A 17,630-nucleotide genomic window follows, 5' to 3' on the forward strand; every position below is an offset into this window, starting at 1 on the left:
CTCATCGGGCGGCCTCCTCGGCGAAACGTCGGGCACGGCCGCGGACCTCGGCGGCACTGGCGGCAGAGAGAGCGGCGGCGGCAAGGTCCTGCACCGCGGGCAGCGTCAGTCGCGCGACGAGCGCCTTGATCGCGGGCACACGCGCCGGCGGCACCGACAAAGTGCGCACGCCGAGGCCGACCAGAATGGGCGCGGCGAGCGGATCGGCGGCAAGCCCGCCGCAGACGCTGACCGGCACGCCGCGCGTCGCCGCGCCGCGGCAGGTCATCTCGATCAGGCGCAGCACGGCGGGGTGCAGCCCGTCAATCCCGGCGGCGAGCGCCGGATTGCCGCGGTCCATCGCCAGCACATATTGGGTGAGGTCGTTGCTGCCGATCGACAGGAAGTCGCTGTGCGCCGCAATCAGGTCCGCGGTTGCGGCGGCGGCGGGGGTTTCGACCATCGCGCCGAGCTGCACCGGACCGACGCCGAGTTCGTCGCGCAGGGCATCGAGCGCGGCACGCACCGCGACCATCTCGTCGACGCTCGCGACCATCGGCACCATGATCCGGCACCGCGCGACATCGGGGACGGAGAGGATCGCGCGCAGCTGCGCATCGAGCACCTCCGGCCGGGCAAGCGCGACGCGGATGCCGCGCAGGCCGAGCGCGGGATTCTCTTCCGCAGGGATATCCAGATAAGGCGCCGGCTTGTCGCCGCCGACGTCGAGCAGGCGGATCACGACGGGCCGGTCGGGCAATGCTGCGACGATGCCGCGATAATCCGCCGCCTGTTCCGCGACGGCGGGCGGCGTCGCCCGATCGAGGAACAGGAATTCGGTGCGCAACAGGCCGCAGCCCTCCGCCCCCTGTGCCGCGGCGGCTTGCGCATCGGCGAGGTTCCCCAGATTGGCATAGACGTGGATCGCCTGTCCGTCCGCAGTCGTCGCCGGGCGGTCGCCCGCGGCGAGCGCCGCCGCTTCGTCCGCGGCGCGCTGCGCGATCGTGTCGCGCGCGGCGGCGAGGCATTCCTCGGTCGGATTGGGGATCAGGATCGCCGCATCGGCGTCGAGCATCAGCACCGCGCCGTCGTCAATGGCGTTGATCGCCGTGCCGAGCGCCACCACCATCGGCACGCCCATGCCCGCCGCAAGGATCGCGACGTGCGACGTCGGCCCGCCTCCTGCCAAAGCGAAGCCCGCCACCTTTGCCGCCGACAGGGCGCCCAGCTGCGACGGCAGCAATTCGTCGGCGAGCACGATCGCCCCCGCGGGCACGCTGGCCAAGGCCGGCTGCGTGCCGAGGATCGCATGCACCACCCGCAGCGCCACGTCGCGAATGTCGTCCGCCCGCTCGGCGATGCGCGCGTTGCCGGAGGCGCGCAGCGCCGCGCCCTGCGTCTCCGCCGCGCTCAGCATCGCCGCGGCGGCCGACAAGCCGTTGGCCACCGCCGCATCGGCCCGCGCGCGCAAATCCGGATCGGCCAGGATCGCGCGATGCGCCTGCAGCACGCCGCCGAGATGACCGGGTCGGGCGGCCTCTGCATCCAGCGCCCCATCGACGCTGGCGATGGCGGCGGCGAGCCGCTCGCGCTCGACGACGACGCCCTCGCCGGCGCTGGGCACGTCGGGCAGTTCGGCGCGCAACCAAAAGGCGGGGCCGATCGCGAGGCCCGGCGCCGCCGACACACCGCCCAGCACGCCCGGCGGCAGCGTCGCCGGGGTGGCGCGCACCACCGGCCGGGCGGCGGGGGCTGGCGCCGCGCCATCCTCCACCTCATGCGTCAACAGCGCCTCGATCGCGGCGATCACCGCCTCGGCACCGCTGCCGCGTGCGACGATCGTCACCGGGCTACCCGTCGCGAGCCCCAGCGACAGCAAGGCGATCGGGCTCGATGCCGCGGCCGTCTGACCCGCGGCGATGAGCTGGACGTCGGCGCCACTCTCGCGCACCGCCGCGACGATCCGCGCGGCCGGGCGCGCGTGCAGCCCGTGCGGCAGGCGCACGATCGTCTCGTGGCGCACCGTCTCGCCGGACGCGGCGGCGGTGGCGGCGCCGGCTGCACCGCTGACGATACGGACCAGCGGATCGCCGACCGCGACCAGCCCCTCGCCCGCCGCATCGGCCAGCGACACCGCGGCGCCCTCGACGACGATCACCGGCGTGACCGCGGACGCGGCGCCGAGCACCACGGCGTCGAGATCGAAGCGGATCAGCGGATCGCCGCTGCGCACCGCATCGCCCGGCGCGACCAGCGGCGTGAAGCCCTTGCCGGCCATCGCGACGGTGTCGATGCCGATATGCATCAGCAGCGCGACGCCCTCGCCCAGCCCCAGCGTCACGGCATGGCCGGCAGCGTGGACGGTCAGCACGGTCGCGTCGCAGGGGGCGTGCAGCGTGTCGCCGACGGGATCGATGCCCAGCCCCGGCCCCATCATGCCCTCGGCGAACACCGGATCGGGAATCCCACCGAGCGGCAGCACCCATCCTGCCAGCGGCGCCTTCAGCTGCACGTCGATCATCCCGTCATCCCTTCGGCCGTTGCCGTCCGCTACCGCTCCCTGACGGGGCGATCATACCGATTGAATACCAATCGCAAAGTAAATCTGTAACATCAACGGGAGAGTGCAACGGGCCCGACAATTCCCGACGGCGCCTGCGCATCCGCCTGCACGATCAACACGATAGCCCGCTCGCCGCCACCAGCTGGCAGGGCGGCTGCAATTGGTCCGGTCGCCGCATCGGCCTTGTCGGCGATCCGCACGCCGTCGACCCACAGCTCCGCCCGCCCGGCGACCGCGGCAAAGGCGATGCGGCCACCCTTGGCGGCGATCGCGCGGATCGGCGTGACGCGCGCGCGATAGACCTGCCAGCCCCCCTGGGGTTCGGGCGCAGTCGCGGTCCCGCTGCGGACGAAGCTCCAGCTGTTATTGTCGCCATCCGCCGGCGCCAGGCTGGCGTCGGGCTTGGCGCTCAGCCGCGGCGAGCGACGCCACGAATCGATCGTGCGCACCATCGTCGCCGTCGGCACCTGCACCCGCGGCGTTGCCGCAAGCCGGTCGATCCGCAGCGTCGCCGGCTTCAGGCCGGGCGCCGTCGCGCGCAGCGTGATGCGCCCGCGCGGCGCCGCATCCGCCTGCACGATCACCTGCGCCAGTCCGTTGAACAGCGATCGGGCATTGCCCTTTTCGGGCTCGTGGCTGTTGGGATCGCCATTGCCCAGCCCAATGATCGTAGCGCCCTCGATCGCGAAGCCGACCGGCAGGTTCGCGGTCGGCACATACCGGCCCTTCGCATCCACCGCATCGACGGTGACGGGCTGCACGTCCTCGCCATCGCCCGCCATCACACGCCGCGCCGGCGTTAGGCGCAGCGCGACCGGCGCGCCGACCGTTTCATGCCCTGCCCGCGCGACCTCGCGCCCGCCGCGATACGCGATCGCCTCCAGCGTTCCCGGCGCATAGGGCACGGTGAAGCTGTTCCCCATCAGCCGGTCGACCGCCCCCTCGCCAACGACCCGGCCGTTCAGCGTCACGACGATCCGTTCGGCATTGGACATGACGAGCAGCTTGATCGGCTGGCCTTCCTTGCCCGGCCACGTCCAATGCGGCGCAATGCCGATGACGGGTGCGTCGTCGATCCAGCCGGCGCGGTGGATGTCATAGGCGGTCTTGCGAAAACCGCAGAGGTCGAGGATCCCGAAGAAGCTCGCGATCGTCGGCCAGGCGTAGGGCGTCGGCTCGCCATGATAGTCGAAGCCCGTCCACACGAAGCCGCCCGCTACGAACGGCCGGCCTGCGATCTTCGCCCAGCCGGCGCGATGCGTCTCGCCCCAGGCCGCGGCATGATCGTCCATCGACGACAGGACATGCGCCGCGGCATCGTCGGCAAAGGCCCCGCGCGTCATGAATGCGCTGGTATCTTCCGAACTCGTCATCGGTTTGGCGGGGTTCAGCGCGTGGAACTTGTCGTAATCGCCGGGATAGTAATTGAACCCGACGACGTCGACGACGCTCGACACATTGTGCGGGTTGAAGAACGACCCGTTCATCGCCGCGGTCACTGGCCGGCTGTCGTCGAGGCGGCGCACCGCGGCTTCCATCCGCCGCACCATCTCGACACCCGCCGCCGTGCCCTGCATCGGCTCTTCGTTGAACACCGACCACAGGATGACGCTGGGGTGATTGCGGTCGCGCCGCACCAGCCATTCCAGCTGCGCCATATAATCGGGCGAGGGATTGAAGTTGCGGTTCTCGTCCATGACGAGGAACCCCATCCGGTCGCACAGTTGCAGGAAGGCGGTGGCGGGCGCGTTGTGCGAACAGCGGATCGCGTTGCAGCCCAGCTCCTTCATCCGTTCCAGCCGCCACATCAGCAGCGTGTCGGGCACCGCCGTGCCGACACCGGCGTGGTCGAGGTGCAGGCACACGCCCTTCAGCTTGACGTGCTGATCGTTGAGAAAAAGGCCCTTGTCGGCATCGAAGCGGATCGTGCGGAAGCCGACCTGCACCCGCCGCGCGTCGACGCTCTTGCCGTCGCGTTCCAGAGCCACCGCCACCGTGTAGAGCGTCGGCGTCTCGACCGACCAGCGCTGCGGGCGCGCGATGGTCAGCGTCGTCGTCAGCTCCGCAGCGTCGAGCGATGGCACCGCCACCAGCGCGCTCGTCGCCGTCGCGACGGTCCGCCCGTCGGGATCGACCAGGTTCGCCACCGCGCGCACGCGCACCGGCGCCGCCTCGGTCGAGCGGGCGGTGACGGTCACCGGCACGCGCCAGGCGTCGCCGCCATCATGGCGCGGATCGCAATGCACGCCATCGGTCTCGATCGACACCGGTGCGCGCCGCGCCAGCCAGGCGTGGCGGTACAGGCCGGCACCTTCGTACCACCAGCCCTCCATGGCATCGGCATCGACGCGGATCGCCACGACGTTCAGGGCATCCCCGAACCGGGCGAACGGCGTGATGTCGAGGTAGAGGCTGTTATAGCCCGACCAATTGTGCGCGACCGGACTGCCGTTCACCCAGACGGTCGCATTGGTCGCGATGCCGTCGAATTGCAATTCCAGGTAACGCCCCTCGTCGGCGGGATCGAGCCGGAAGGCACGGCGATACCAGCCGATCCCGCGCGGACGGTAGCCCTGCGACGGATTGGCGGTCTCGACGAACGGCTGGAAGCTCGCCCAGTCGTGCGGTAGCGTGACGGGGCGCCATTCGCTGTCGTCATAGTCCATCGCCGCCGCGCCGCGCGCGTTGCCCGCCTTGGCGCGCAGATACGTTTCTTCGTGCGTCGTCGCGGGCGACACGATCACGTCGCCCTCGTGGAAGAGCCAGCCCGTGTCGAAGCCGATCCGCGATGGATCGATCACCGGCAGCGGATCGGGCAGCCGATCGTTGGCCTGCGGCATCGGCAGCGCGCCATAGCCCGTCGCGCTCTTGGCGGAGGCGATGGCGGGCAATCCCGCCGACAAACCCAATGTCAGGCCGGCACCGGCGGCTGTCCCGAGAAGCTGCCGCCGGTCGATCGTCATGCGTTTACCGCCTCATGCTCTTTCGCCGCGGCGCCCGGCACCGCGACGCCGCCGATCACCGTCTCGACCGGCGCCATCGCCGCCGTCAGTCGCGCCCAGTCCGCCCGCAGGCCGGCCGCGAGCGTGCCCCGCTCCGCCTCCAGGCCCAGGAAGGCCGCGGGATTGCCCGCCGCCATCCGCGCCGCCACCGCCGGCTCCAGCCCCAGCATGCCCATCGCATTGGCCACCGCGGTCGCCATATCGAGGTCCGATCCAGCGAGCGTGCCGTCTTCATACGCGCAGATGCCATCCGCCACGCGGATCTGGCGCCCTTGCAGAACGAAGTCCTTATGCTCCGCACCGACCGAGGACATGGCGTCGGTGACGAGCATCATCCGATCCGGCCCGCGTGCGCGGATCGCGATGCGCAGCACGGCGGGCGCGACATGCACGCCATCGACGATCAGCCCGCACCACGGCCGCGGATCGTCGAGCGCCGCGCCGACCAGCCCTGGCGTCCGCTGCACCATCGCCGGCATCGCGTTGAACAGATGGGTGATTCCCGTCAGCCCGGCGTCGAACGCCGCGAGCGCCGTGTCATAGGGCACTTCGGTATGCCCCGCGCTGACGCGCACGCCGGCCGCCGCCAAACGGCGGATATGTTCGATGTTCGCGAGTTCGGGCGCGATCGTCACCATCGTCACGCCGCGCCGCGGCTTGGCGAGCAGCGCGACCATTTCTTCGTCGAGCAGGCGGAAACGCCCGGCATCGTGGATGCCCTTGCGCGCGACGTTCAGGAACGGCCCTTCGATATGCACACCGACGACGCCCGGCACGCCCGCGCCGATCGCCTGGTCGACGGCATCCAGCGCCAGCGCGATCCGATCGGGCGTGTCGCTGATCAGCGTCGGCATCAGCGCCGTCGTGCCATAGCGCGCATGGGCCGCGGCGATGGCGCGCACGCCCTCGACGGTCGGCTCGTCGTTCAGCAGCACGCCGCCGCCGCCGTTGACCTGCGTGTCGATGAAGCCGGGCATCACCCAGCCCCCCTCCAAGTCGACCGCATCGGTCGCCGCGCCGTCGAGCGGGCGGATGCTCGCGATCCGGTCGCCGGTGACGACGATCTCGGCGCCGCGCCACACGGCATCGCCGACCACGACGTGGCCGTTGGTGAAGCGATGGGCGGTGCTCATAGCGTGCGCGTCACCTTGGCGAGATGCGGCGGCGAATCGGGGTCGAGGCCGCGATGCCGCGACAGCGCTTCGGCGAGGCCATAGAAGCTTGCCAGCATCAGGATCGGCTGCACCGCCGGGTGCGCCTCCAGCGCCAGCAGGTTTGCGCGGTCGTCGCCGGCATGCGCCGCCAGCACCGCCGCGCCGCGTTCGCGGAACGTCTCGACCACCGCCATCACGTCCTCGCCCGCCGCATCGGACGTGGCGAGCGCCAGCACCGGATAGCCTTCGCCGACGATCGCCATCGGCCCATGACGGACCTCGGCGGCGCTGAACGGCTCGGCCTGCAACTGGCAGGTTTCCTTCAGCTTCAGCGCGCATTCCTGCGCCACGCCGAAGCCATAGCCGCGACCGATCACGAACATTTGCTTGGCCTTGGCGAGCACGTCCACGCCCGCGCTCCAGTCGAGCGTCACCGCCGCATCGAGCTGTTCGGGCAGCGCCGCGACCGCCGCCTTCAGCGCCTCGTCGCCCGACCAGGCCGCGACCAGCGCGGCAAGACCCGCCATCGCCGCGATGCACGACTTGGTGGCCGCGACCGACTTCTCCGGCCCGGCCGACAGCGCCAGCAGCGTATCCGCCATCTCGGCAAGCGGCGACGATTCGTCGTTCACCAGTGCGACGACTTCCGCCCCCGCCTTGGCATGCGCTTCGACGGTCGCGAGCAAGTCCGGGCTACGGCCCGATTGCGAGATCGCGATGCACAATGCGCGACGCGTCGACACCGGCGCATCGAACAGCGACACGACCGAGGGCGCTGCCGACGCGACCGGCACGCCGACCATCGTCTCGATCAGATATTTGCCATAGGTCGCGGCATGATCCGACGACCCGCGGGCACAGGTAACGACGACGTCGGGCGCGTTTGCGCGCAGGCGCTCGCCCAACGCGGCCAGCGCTTCGGCATTGCGTGCGACCAGCCGCGCGACGGTCGCCCCCGCCTCCAAAGTCTCGGCGCGCATCAGCGTCGTGCCGATCGTCGTGTCCGTCATCGTATCCGTCGTCACAGCAAGGCGCCCTTCGCTAAGGATCAGGTGTCGGCGAGCTCGGCCACGAAATCGTAGCTGTCGCCGCGGTAATAGGATCGGGTGAATTCGACCGCGCGGCCGTCGCGCAGGAAGGCGCGGCGCTCGATCAGCAGCCCGGGCGAGCCGGGATCGACGCCCAGCATGCGCGCATGGTCGCCGCCGAACGGCACCGCACGCAGCCGCTGCAACGCGCGCACTGGGCGATGCCCCGCCTCGGTCAGCGCCGTGTACAGCGAGGCATCGACCGCATCGACCGACGGCAGGCAGAAACCGGCGATCGTCGACAGCTCCAGCGCCATCGGCACCTCGTCGGCGAAGCGCAGCCGCTGGAAGCGATAGACCGGCGCGCTGGGCGACAGCGCCAGCGCCATCGATTCCTCGGGCGACACGATGCCGGCCGCGCGCGAAATCCACGCGCTCGACGGCACGCGCCCGCGCGCCACCATATCTTCCGAGAAGGACGACAATTTGCTGAAGTTCTTCTCGACGCGCCCGGCGACGAACGTCCCCGCGCCGCGGCGGCGGGTCAGCAGGCCTTCCTCGACCAGCCCCTCGATCGCCTTGCGCACCGTGATGCGCGACACGCCATATTCGACCGCCAGATCGCGCTCCGCGGGGATCGCATCGCCGCGCGTGATGACGTCCGTGGCGATCGCGTCACGGATCAGCTGTTGCAGCTGGAGATAGAGCGGCGAGGGATTTTCAGCGCGAAACCGCCCCACCTTGCTCATGAAACTCATCGTCGATCCCCTTTTCCGCAAGCGTCTTCGGCATCAGGCGTGCCACGCTACGCGGACCGGCGCCAGTGGCACCTTGCGCTACAATTGTCTTAGATTGGACTTGTCGTCAATCACCTGTCGCAGCGCTGCGACTCTATTGGCATTGGTCTGGCGCGGCAGCGGACCGAAGCCAAAGCGGTCCCGCTCCACTGCCGGCGCAGGATCGCTGGCCGAACCATGCAGCGCGCCCGCATTGGTCGCATCCAGCAGCGCGGCTGCCGTGTCGGCCGCCACCCCCGCCCCCGCCATGATCGTGCAACGCCCCGCTGCGCGCGCAACCATCGCCGCGATCGTCGCCGCCCCCTCCATCGCGGTGCGCGCGCCGCCGGAGGTCAGCACATGGTCGAACCCCAGTGCGACCGCCACATCGACCGCCGCCACCGGGTCGGCCACGACATCGATCGCACGGTGCAAGGTGAGCGGCGGGCGATCCTCGCCAAGCCCCGCGATCCAGGCCCGCATCGCCTGCTCCGCAAGCTTTCCCCCAGCCGTCACGCCAATCACCAGCCCCTGCACCCCGGTCGCGACCAGGGCACGCGCCTCAGCCAACGCCAGCGCCATATCGTCGGCATCATAGTCGAACCCGCCCGCCCGCGGCCGCACCATCGCCCGCACGGGCACACCCGCTGGCACCGCCAGCGCGAGGACGTCCGCGACCAACCCCGCCGACGGCGTCAGCCCACCGAGCGCCAGCGCACTGCACAGCTCGATCCGGTCACATCCCCCCGCGATCGCCGCCGCCGCGCCCACCGCCGATTCGACACAGATTTCCAGCGCGACTCGGGAGCGCCCCACTGTTTGCGATACCATCACCCCGAAATCTCCTTTGGAACGGCATTTCACCCTAAACGGCTGATCGCACGAGAGCGAAACGACACAATAGGTCAGCTACCCTACCAAAATAAATGTGACAGTTTTTATATATACCATTTGGGCTTTATTGGATATGTAGCAATGCAGCAGCAACGAGCAGGAAACGCGTAACTGTTTCGCCGTCGCTGCACTGTCGCCGGCTTTGCGGCAGTTGGGAACATAAGGGGGGGCATGCGGCCGGGCGTGTTCCATATTCAGGGAACAGCCTATGCGCCTGCGCCACGTGATCCTCGTCTCCACCATTCTTGCCGGATTCGCCGGCAGCGCCCACGCACAGGAAGCGCCGACCGCTACGCCGACGGGAAGCACCCAGACCTCGGGCCAGACCGACGCCGCGGGCGACGACATCGTCGTCACCGGTTATCGCGGGTCGCTGCGCGAAGCCATCAACGTCAAGCGGAACGCCAACGCCGTTGTCGACGTCATCACCGCGGAAGACGTCGGCAAGTTCCCCGATCGTAACGTCGCGGAATCGCTCTCGCACATCCCGGGCGTCAGCATCGACCGTCGCTTTGTCGAAGGCGAGAAGGTCGCGATTCTCGGCACCGATCCGGCGCTCAACCGCATGCTGCTGGACGGCCACGCGCTTGCCTCGGCAGACTGGGGTGGCAACGACAACGATCCGTCGAGCCGCACCTTCAACTATTCGCTGCTGGCACCGGAACTGGTCGACCGGCTGGAAGTCTACAAGTCGCCGGAAGCGCGTATCGAGGAAGGCAGCCTCGGCGGCACCGTGATCGTTCGCACCCGCCGTCCGCTCGACTTGGCAGCCAATGCGATCTTCGCCTCGGGCGGCTATTCGTACAACGACCGTTCCGACAAGGGGAATGTTCGCGCGTCCGGTCTTTACAGCTGGAAGAATGCCGACGAGACGTTCGGCATTCTGGTCGCAGCCACCTACGACAAGCAGAACCTGACCCGCGCGGGCGTCGAATTCTTCGGCTACGACAATGTCGCTCCGAACGGTACGGGCGCGTGCCCTTACAACAGCCCGTTCGTCAACTGCACCAACGGCACGCTGAGCCTGAAGAGCCAGGGCGCTACGATCAACGGCGGCACGATCGCCGACCTGTATAAGGCAACCTCGCCGTTCGGCATCAACTATGCCTATTTCCAGCAGCAGCGCCAGCGCGCCAGCGTCACCGGCACCGTCCAGTATCGGCCGCGTCCTGACCTGACGTTCACGCTGAACGGCCTGCACATCGACGGCAACTACAACAATTATAGCCAGTCGATGTACACGATCCCCGGCGCATGGACCGGCAGCGTGCTGCAATCGGCGACGGTGAGCAACGGCGTGGTTACTGGCGCGACGTTCGGCGCCGCTCCCAATCAGAGCGCACAGCTCGACACGCTGGTCCGCCGGACGAAGCTGAAGACCGACAACGTCAATCTGTTCGCCGATTGGGAAGGCGACAGTGGCGCCAAGATCGCCTTCGCGGGCGGCTGGTCGAAGGCAACCGGTGGGCGCAATCCGGAATATCTCTTCAACGTCCAGACCAAGCTGCCTTACAGCTATGCGTTCACGCCGGACTCGGCGACGGTCAACTTCACCGGCGACCTGACCAACCCCGCGAATTATTTCACCAACCCCAATAACAACCCTGCCCAGATCGAGGGGCGTCCGCTCATCATCAACGGCAAGCAGCTTGTCGGCGCCCAGATCGGGGGGCTCGATTACAGCGTGACGACCGACCGCGACATTTTTGGCGGGTACGACGCCACCGTGCCCGTCGCGTTGGGCCCGCTCACGCAGATCCTCATCGGATCGCGGGTCACTGACCACGTCAACCGCGTGGACGCTCGCGGTATCAACACTTACCTCACGTCCTCACGCACGGCGAACCAGCTCGGCGTGACGACGCTGACCACGCCTGACGGCACGTTCGACGGCAGCGGCGGCATGGGCAACGCGACCAAGTATCTGAACCTGCCGGATCAGGCCGTGATCGACATTCTGGCGAATGCGATCAACAGCCCGCTCGTCACGAAGGTCGGCGCGTCCACCAAGGTACGCGAGACCGTGATCGCCAGCTATGTTCAGGCGAATTTCGAACAGGGTCCGCTTCGCGGCAACGTCGGTGGTCGGCTGGTGTACACGCGCGATGTGTCGAATTTCGCCACCACGCCCAGCGCCGTTGCGAACCCGCAGCCGATCCCGACCCGTGTCGCGACCGACTATCTGAAGTTCCTGCCGAGCGCGAACGTCGCCTGGACCATCTCGCCGAAGGTCATCTTGCGCGGTGCCGTGGCCAAGGTGATCTCGCGTCCGCGCTATCAGGATCTGGCTGCCGCGACCTCGCTCAACGACATCACGCTCGACGGCGGCGGCGGCAATCCGAACCTGAAGCCGTACGAGTCGGTGAACTACGAACTGACCGCGGAATGGTATCCGCGGAGCGGCACGCTGCTTGCGGTCGAACTATTCCGCCGCGACATCAAGAACTACGTCATCGCGTTCCGTCAGAACGTCGACTATTTCAACGCGTTGCAGAACCGGATCACCACGTACAACGTCAGCCAGCCGATCAACGGCGCGAAGGCGACGGTGAACGGCGTGCTCGTGTCGGGGCAGGCTGAAATCTGGGGCGGTTTCGGCCTGCAGGCGAACTATTCCTATCAGGATAGCAGCACCTCGTCGGTCGACGTCACGGGCACGACGCTGAATCTGCCGTATCTGTCGAAGCATACGGTCAACGTGATCCCTTATTTCGAAAAGGGTCCGTTCCAGGCTCGCGTCAGCTACAACTACCGCACCTCTTATTTCCGTACGATCGGCCGCCTCGGCTCGCGCGAGATGGTGGCGCCGTATAATCAGCTCGACGCGTCCGCCTCCCTCAACCTGCTGGACGGCGTCGTGCTCAGCGTGAACGCGCAGAACCTGCTCGACGAAACCTATCGCCAGTATAACGCGACCCCGGATCGTCCGACCGCCTTCTACAAGAACGGTCGCACGTTCTCCGCAGCCTTGTCGTTCCGCGTGTAAGATATTGGCGCCGGCCGATCGACGGCCGGCGTCACCCTGTTCCTCCCCGACGAGCGCGCTCCCCTGCGCGCTCCGGCCCTCGGACCCCGGCGCGCTATCCAGCGACGCCGGGGTCTTTTTTGTGACTTTTTGATGCGCGGGCATGGACGCCGCGACGATGCTGCTTCAAGATACGTGCAATACCAAAACATGACCAAGGGGCAGGCATGACGCAGCACGTCGGTATCGCAACCATCGTCGGGGGAGCGGCGCTGGCCCTGCTCGCCTCCGCCACCCCTGCCATCGCGCAGACGGGCGCAGAGCCTGCGCTCGCGCTGCTGCCGATGCCGCAATCCGTGGTCCGCGGTACGGGCAGCTTCACCGTCGCCAACGGCGCGACCATCGCCGCGACCGACGCCGGCGCCAGCGCCGCCGCCCGCCTGCTCGCCGACCATGTCCGCACCACCCGCGGCCTCGCGCTCACCCCCGGCACCACCGGCGCGATCCGCCTCGTCCGCGACGCCAGCGTCACCGGCGACGAAGCCTATCGCCTCACGGTCACGCCGCAGGGGATCACCGTCGCGGCATCGGGGAACCGCGGCCTCGTCCATGGCGCGATGACGCTCGCGCAATTGCTCAGCCCCGATGCGGCGTTCAGCAAACCCGTCGCCGTCCCCGCCCTCACCATCACCGACGCACCGCGCTTCGGCTGGCGCGGGCTGATGATCGACCCCGCGCGCCACTTCCTCCCCATGCCGGCGCTGCGGGCGATCGTCGACCAGATGGCGAGCGTGAAGCTCAACACGCTCCACCTCCACCTGACGGACGATCAGGGCTGGCGTGTCGAAATCAAGAAATACCCCAAGCTCACCAGCATCGGCGGCTGGCGGCTGCCGCCGTGGACCGGCGGAGCCCAGCCGACCGAGAAGGACCGCGTCGGCGGCTTCTACACCCAGGCAGAGCTGAAGGAATTGGTCGCCTATGCCGGCGTCCGCGGCATCACCATCGTGCCGGAGATCGACCTGCCCGGCCACGCCAACGCGCTCGTCGCCGCCTATCCGGAGCTCGGCATCCTCGGCGACCGGCCGCTGGTCAGCAACAATTGGGGCATCATGCCCTATCTGTTCAATCCGGGGCCGAAGGGCATCGCCTTCGTCAAGGACGTGCTCGACGAGCTGATGACGATCTTCCCCGGCACTTACATCCACCTCGGCGGCGACGAAGCGGTCAAGGACCAGTGGGAACGCAGCCCCGAGGTGCAGGCGCAGATGAAGGCGCTGGGCATCAAGACCGAAAACGCCCTGCAAAGCTGGATGATCGAACAGTTCGGCACCTACCTCCAGTCCAAGGGCCGCCGCCTGATCGGCTGGGACGAGATCTTGGAAGGCGGCCTGCCCGCCTCCGCCTCGGTCATGTCGTGGCGCGGCGAACAGGGCGGGATCGACGCCGCCAACATGGGGCATGACGTCGTGATGTCGCCGGGCAATCCGCTCTACCTCAACGGCTTGCAGAGCCGCCGCAGCGACGAGCCGCCCGGCCGGCTCGACATCACGACGCTGCAACAGGTCTATGCCTACGACCCGCTGCCCAAGGGCATCGCCGCGGACAAGGCGCACCACGTCCTCGGCGCGCAAGGCAATCTGTGGAGCGAATATATCGTCACGCCGGGGCAGCTGCAGCATCTGATCTTCCCGCGCGCCGGCGCGCTCGCCGAAATCACCTGGTCGCCCAAGGTCCAGCGCGACCGGCCAGCGGACCTCGCCGCCTTCCTCCCCCGCCTGCAACGCCAGGACGATCGCTGGTCGCGCGCCGGCATGCGCGTCGCCGACAGCGCCTTTGCGGTCGGCTTCGACCTCACCGGCACGCGCGGCGATGCGCTGCGCAAGAACAGCGTGGCGCTCGCGCTGTCGACGCAGGTCCCCTATGGCACGATCCGCTACACCGTCGACGGCAGCGCGCCGACGCTGCGCTCGCCCGCCTACACCACGCCGTTGACGCTGAAGCCCGGCATCATGGTGAAGGCCGTCGCCTTCGACGCAAACGGCGCCCCGACCGCCGCAGTGCGCAGCTTCGACACGTCGCGCGCGGCCCTCCTCGCGCGCTCGAGCTCGGACATGGCGGCCTGCCCCGCCGGCGCGCTCGGCCTGCGCGTGCCGCTCACCTCGGAAGCGACCGCCGACGCGCCCGTCTACAACATCAATCTTTTCGACACCTGCACGCTCTACCCCGACGCGCCGCTCGACGTCGCACGCAGCTATAGCGTCGAGGTCGTGCGCCTGGCCCGCCATTACGGCCTCGCGCACGAACAGCGCATGGTGCGCGAACATTACAATGTGTCGGCGCATGGCGAGCTGCTTGTGCAAGTCGGCTGTATCACCGCCGCCGCCGCGCAAAAGGCTGGCGACAAAACCGCCCACCCGATCGCGGTCGGCGCCTTCCCGCTGCCCGATCCGAAGACGGCGCCGCAGCGCTTCACGCTGTCGGGCACGCTGCCAAAGATGACGGGTGATCGCGACGTCTGCTTCCAGTTCACCTCCCCGCTAACCGACCCCTTCTATACGGTGGGCAAGGTCCAGCTGACGGAAGGTTCGAAGTGAAGCGCGCCCTCCTGACCCTGCTGCTCGCCACCTCGCCGCTCGCCGCGCGCGAGGTGGTGCCGCTCGATGGCGCATGGCAGGCGCGGCTCGACCCCGCCGACACCGCCGCCACCAAGGCACACCCAAAGGAAGCGCGCTGGTTCGCCGCGCGTGTGCCGGGTAGCGTGCAGGAAGACCTGATCCGCCTGAAACGAGTGCCCGATCCCTTCATCGGCACCAATGAAGGCGCGATCCAATGGGCCGGCCTGGCGGCGTGGCAGTATCGGAAAGTCCTGACCGTGACGCCGGCGATGCTCGCGCACCGGCACCTCGACCTCGTGTTCGACGGGCTCGACACGTTCGCGACCGTCACCGTCAACGGCCAGCCGCTGCTGACCGCGGACAACGCCCATCGCCGCTGGCGTGCCGATGCGAAGCCGCTGCTCAAGATCGGCGACAATGAGATCCTCGTATCGATCGCCAGCCCGATCAAGACGCTCCAGCCGATGGTGCTGAAGGAAGCGCACCCGCTGCCCGGCGAATATGACAGCGCGTTCGGTGACGAGCCCAAGGGCGTGCAGACCAGCCCCTATATCCGCAAGCCGAAATATCAGTACGGCTGGGACTGGGGTCCCCGCCTCGTCGCCAACGGCATCTGGCGCTCGGTCAAGCTGGAGGCGTGGGACGACGCCCGCCTCGATCATGTCCGCGTTGCGCAGGACGCGCTGAACGACGCAGAAGCGCGCCTGACCGCGCACGCCACCGTCATCGCCGACACGACCAAGCAGGTCACGCTCACCGCCACCGTCACCGGCCCGGACGGCAGCCGCCAGACCGGCCAGGCGACCGTCACGCTCGCGCCGGGCGAGAACCCGGTGTCGATCCCGCTGACCATCCCGCGTCCGCAGCGCTGGCAACCGGTCGGCTATGGCGCGCAGCCGCTCTATACCGTCGCGACCACCTTCGACGGCGACACGCAGACGCGCACCATCGGCCTGCGCACCGTCACCCTCGATCGCAGGCAAGGCGCGTTCGGCTTCGTCGTCAACGGAACGCCGATCTTCGCCAAGGGCGCGAACGTCATTCCGTTCGACAGCTTCCCCGCCCGCGTCGACCCGGCCGAACCCGAAGCGCTGCTCAAGGCGGCGCGCGACGCCAACATGAACATGGTCCGCATCTGGGGCGGCGGCTATTACCTCGACGACGCCTTCTACGCCGCCGCCGACCGGATGGGCATCATGGTGTGGCAGGACTTCATGTTCGGCGGATCGGTGACGCCGCCCGACGCCGCCTTCCGCGCCAATGTCGCTGCCGAAGCCGACGAACAGGTCGCGCGGATCGGCGACCACCCCTCGGTCGTGATCTGGGCCGGTGGCAACGAAGTGCTGTCGGGCTGGGAAAACTGGGGCGACCGCAAGGCGTTCAAGAAAGCGGTCGGCGCCGACGAACAGGAACGGATCGGCGCCGGCATGGCCGTGCTGTTCGACCGCGTGTTGCGCGACGCGGTGACGCGCAACAGCCCCGGCACCCCCTATATGCCCGGCTCGCCCTCGACCGATTACGAAGGTCCGGTGGATACCGACGCCAATGGCGACCGCCATTTCTGGGATGTGTGGTCGGGATCGAAGCCGGTCGAGAACTATCTCGACAGCTGCCCGCGCTTCATGAGCGAATATGGCTTCCAGTCGATGCCGACCATGGCGACGATCCGCCTGTTCGCCGGCAAGGGGACGCTCGACCCCGAAAGCCCGGTGATGAAGGCGCACCAGAAGTTCCTGGCCGGCGAAGGCAATGCCCGCCTGAAGCTCTATCTCGACCAGCGCCTGCGTGCCCCCAAGGATTTCGCCGACTTCGTCTACCTGACGCAGGTCAATCAGGCGCAGGCGATCGACCTCGCCGCGCGCCACCACCGTGCCTGCCGCCCGGTGACGATGGGCTCGTTGTTCTGGCAGCTGAACGACGTCTGGCCGTCGATCAGCTGGGCGAGCATCGACCATCTCGGCCAGTGGAAGCTTCTGCAATATCAGGCGAAACGGTTCTTCGCGCCGCAGGCGATCGTCACCGAACACCGCAATGGCGCGACCCGCGTCGTCCTGGTGTCCGACGCAACCGGCGCGATCCCCGCGCATTGGCGCGTGACGGTGCGTGACATGACCGGTGCGACATTGGGCGTGCGCGAAGCGGACGCGACGCTCGCGCCATTGTCGTCGACCACCGTCGCGACGCTGCCCGACGCCGACCTGTTCGGCAGCGCCGATCCGGCGAAGAGCTATGCCGTCGCCGAATTGATCGTCGGTGGGCAGGCCGTCAGCCGCACGATCGTGGAACGCCTCGTGCCCAAGGACATGGCCTATCCCGATCCGGGCCTGACCATGCGCCGCTCGGGCAACGACCTGACGATCACCGCAAAGAACCTCGCCCGCGCGGTAATGGTCGACATGGGCGACACGCCCGGTCAGGCAAGCGACAGCGGCTTCGACCTGCTGCCCGGCGAGAGTAAGACGGTGACGTTGACCGGCAAGCAGACGCCAGTGCTCAGGACGCTCGCCCGCTGATGGCCCGAACGCTCTCCTCCCCACCCCGTCACCCCGGACTTGGTCCGGGGTCCACCTGGCCGCGGGGGCAGCGTCAGAGCCTCCAGCCCTCCCCCTCGCCGCAGAGTGGACCCCGGAACCAGTCCGGGGTGACGAAGC

Annotated in this window: 9 protein-coding genes; 3 read left to right on the top strand and 6 right to left on the bottom strand. The window is 68.5% G+C overall.

Annotated features, from left to right (window positions below; translation table 11 throughout):
* Position 1: 1 nt before the first annotated feature.
* From ptsP to ACP7A3_RS15110, 6 genes are all read right to left on the bottom strand, one after another.
* On the bottom strand, positions 2-2,500 hold the full coding sequence (ptsP, locus tag ACP7A3_RS15085; protein ID WP_426256328.1) for a phosphoenolpyruvate--protein phosphotransferase: 2,499 nt from the start codon (positions 2,498-2,500) through the stop codon (positions 2-4).
* A gap of 92 nt (positions 2,501-2,592) precedes the next feature.
* Entirely contained in the window at positions 2,593-5,505 is a 2,913-nt protein-coding gene (galA, locus tag ACP7A3_RS15090) for a beta-galactosidase GalA (protein ID WP_426256327.1), read from the bottom strand.
* On the bottom strand, positions 5,502-6,677 hold the full coding sequence (nagA, locus tag ACP7A3_RS15095) for an N-acetylglucosamine-6-phosphate deacetylase (protein WP_426256326.1): 1,176 nt from the start codon (positions 6,675-6,677) through the stop codon (positions 5,502-5,504). The genes galA and nagA overlap by 4 nt, the downstream gene beginning before the upstream one ends.
* Positions 6,674-7,708, bottom strand: coding sequence for an SIS domain-containing protein (locus ACP7A3_RS15100; protein ID WP_426256443.1), 1,035 nt, complete (start codon positions 7,706-7,708; stop codon positions 6,674-6,676). The genes nagA and ACP7A3_RS15100 overlap by 4 nt, the downstream gene beginning before the upstream one ends.
* 38 nt (positions 7,709-7,746) lie before the next feature.
* Positions 7,747-8,484: a GntR family transcriptional regulator gene (locus ACP7A3_RS15105; protein WP_020486424.1), complete on the bottom strand. Its 738-nt coding sequence runs from the start codon at positions 8,482-8,484 to the stop codon at positions 7,747-7,749.
* A gap of 78 nt (positions 8,485-8,562) precedes the next feature.
* Positions 8,563-9,333 carry a copper homeostasis protein CutC gene (locus tag ACP7A3_RS15110; RefSeq protein ID WP_231372525.1) on the bottom strand — a complete coding sequence of 257 codons (771 nt, stop codon included), beginning with the start codon at positions 9,331-9,333 and terminating at the stop codon, positions 8,563-8,565.
* Positions 9,334-9,604: 271 nt separating this feature from the next.
* On the opposite strand from ACP7A3_RS15110, the gene ACP7A3_RS15115 reads away from it, so the two are divergent.
* The 3 genes from ACP7A3_RS15115 (at position 9,605) to ACP7A3_RS15125 (ending at position 17,492) form a co-directional block, all read left to right on the top strand.
* Positions 9,605-12,382 carry a TonB-dependent receptor gene (locus ACP7A3_RS15115; protein WP_426290045.1) on the top strand — a complete coding sequence of 926 codons (2,778 nt, stop codon included), beginning with the start codon at positions 9,605-9,607 and terminating at the stop codon, positions 12,380-12,382.
* 206 nt (positions 12,383-12,588) lie between these two features.
* The gene (locus tag ACP7A3_RS15120) at positions 12,589-14,958 is read left to right on the top strand and encodes a beta-N-acetylhexosaminidase (RefSeq protein ID WP_426256324.1); all 2,370 of its coding nucleotides are present in this window, start codon (positions 12,589-12,591) and stop codon (positions 14,956-14,958) included.
* Entirely contained in the window at positions 14,955-17,492 is a 2,538-nt protein-coding gene (locus ACP7A3_RS15125; protein ID WP_426256323.1) for a beta-mannosidase, read from the top strand. The genes ACP7A3_RS15120 and ACP7A3_RS15125 overlap by 4 nt, the downstream gene beginning before the upstream one ends.
* Positions 17,493-17,630: the final 138 nt, after the last annotated feature.

Origin of the sequence: Sphingomonas sp. DC5200-1 (assembly GCF_049897245.1) — a bacterium.
Lineage (GTDB): Bacteria > Pseudomonadota > Alphaproteobacteria > Sphingomonadales > Sphingomonadaceae > Sphingomonas > Sphingomonas aquatilis.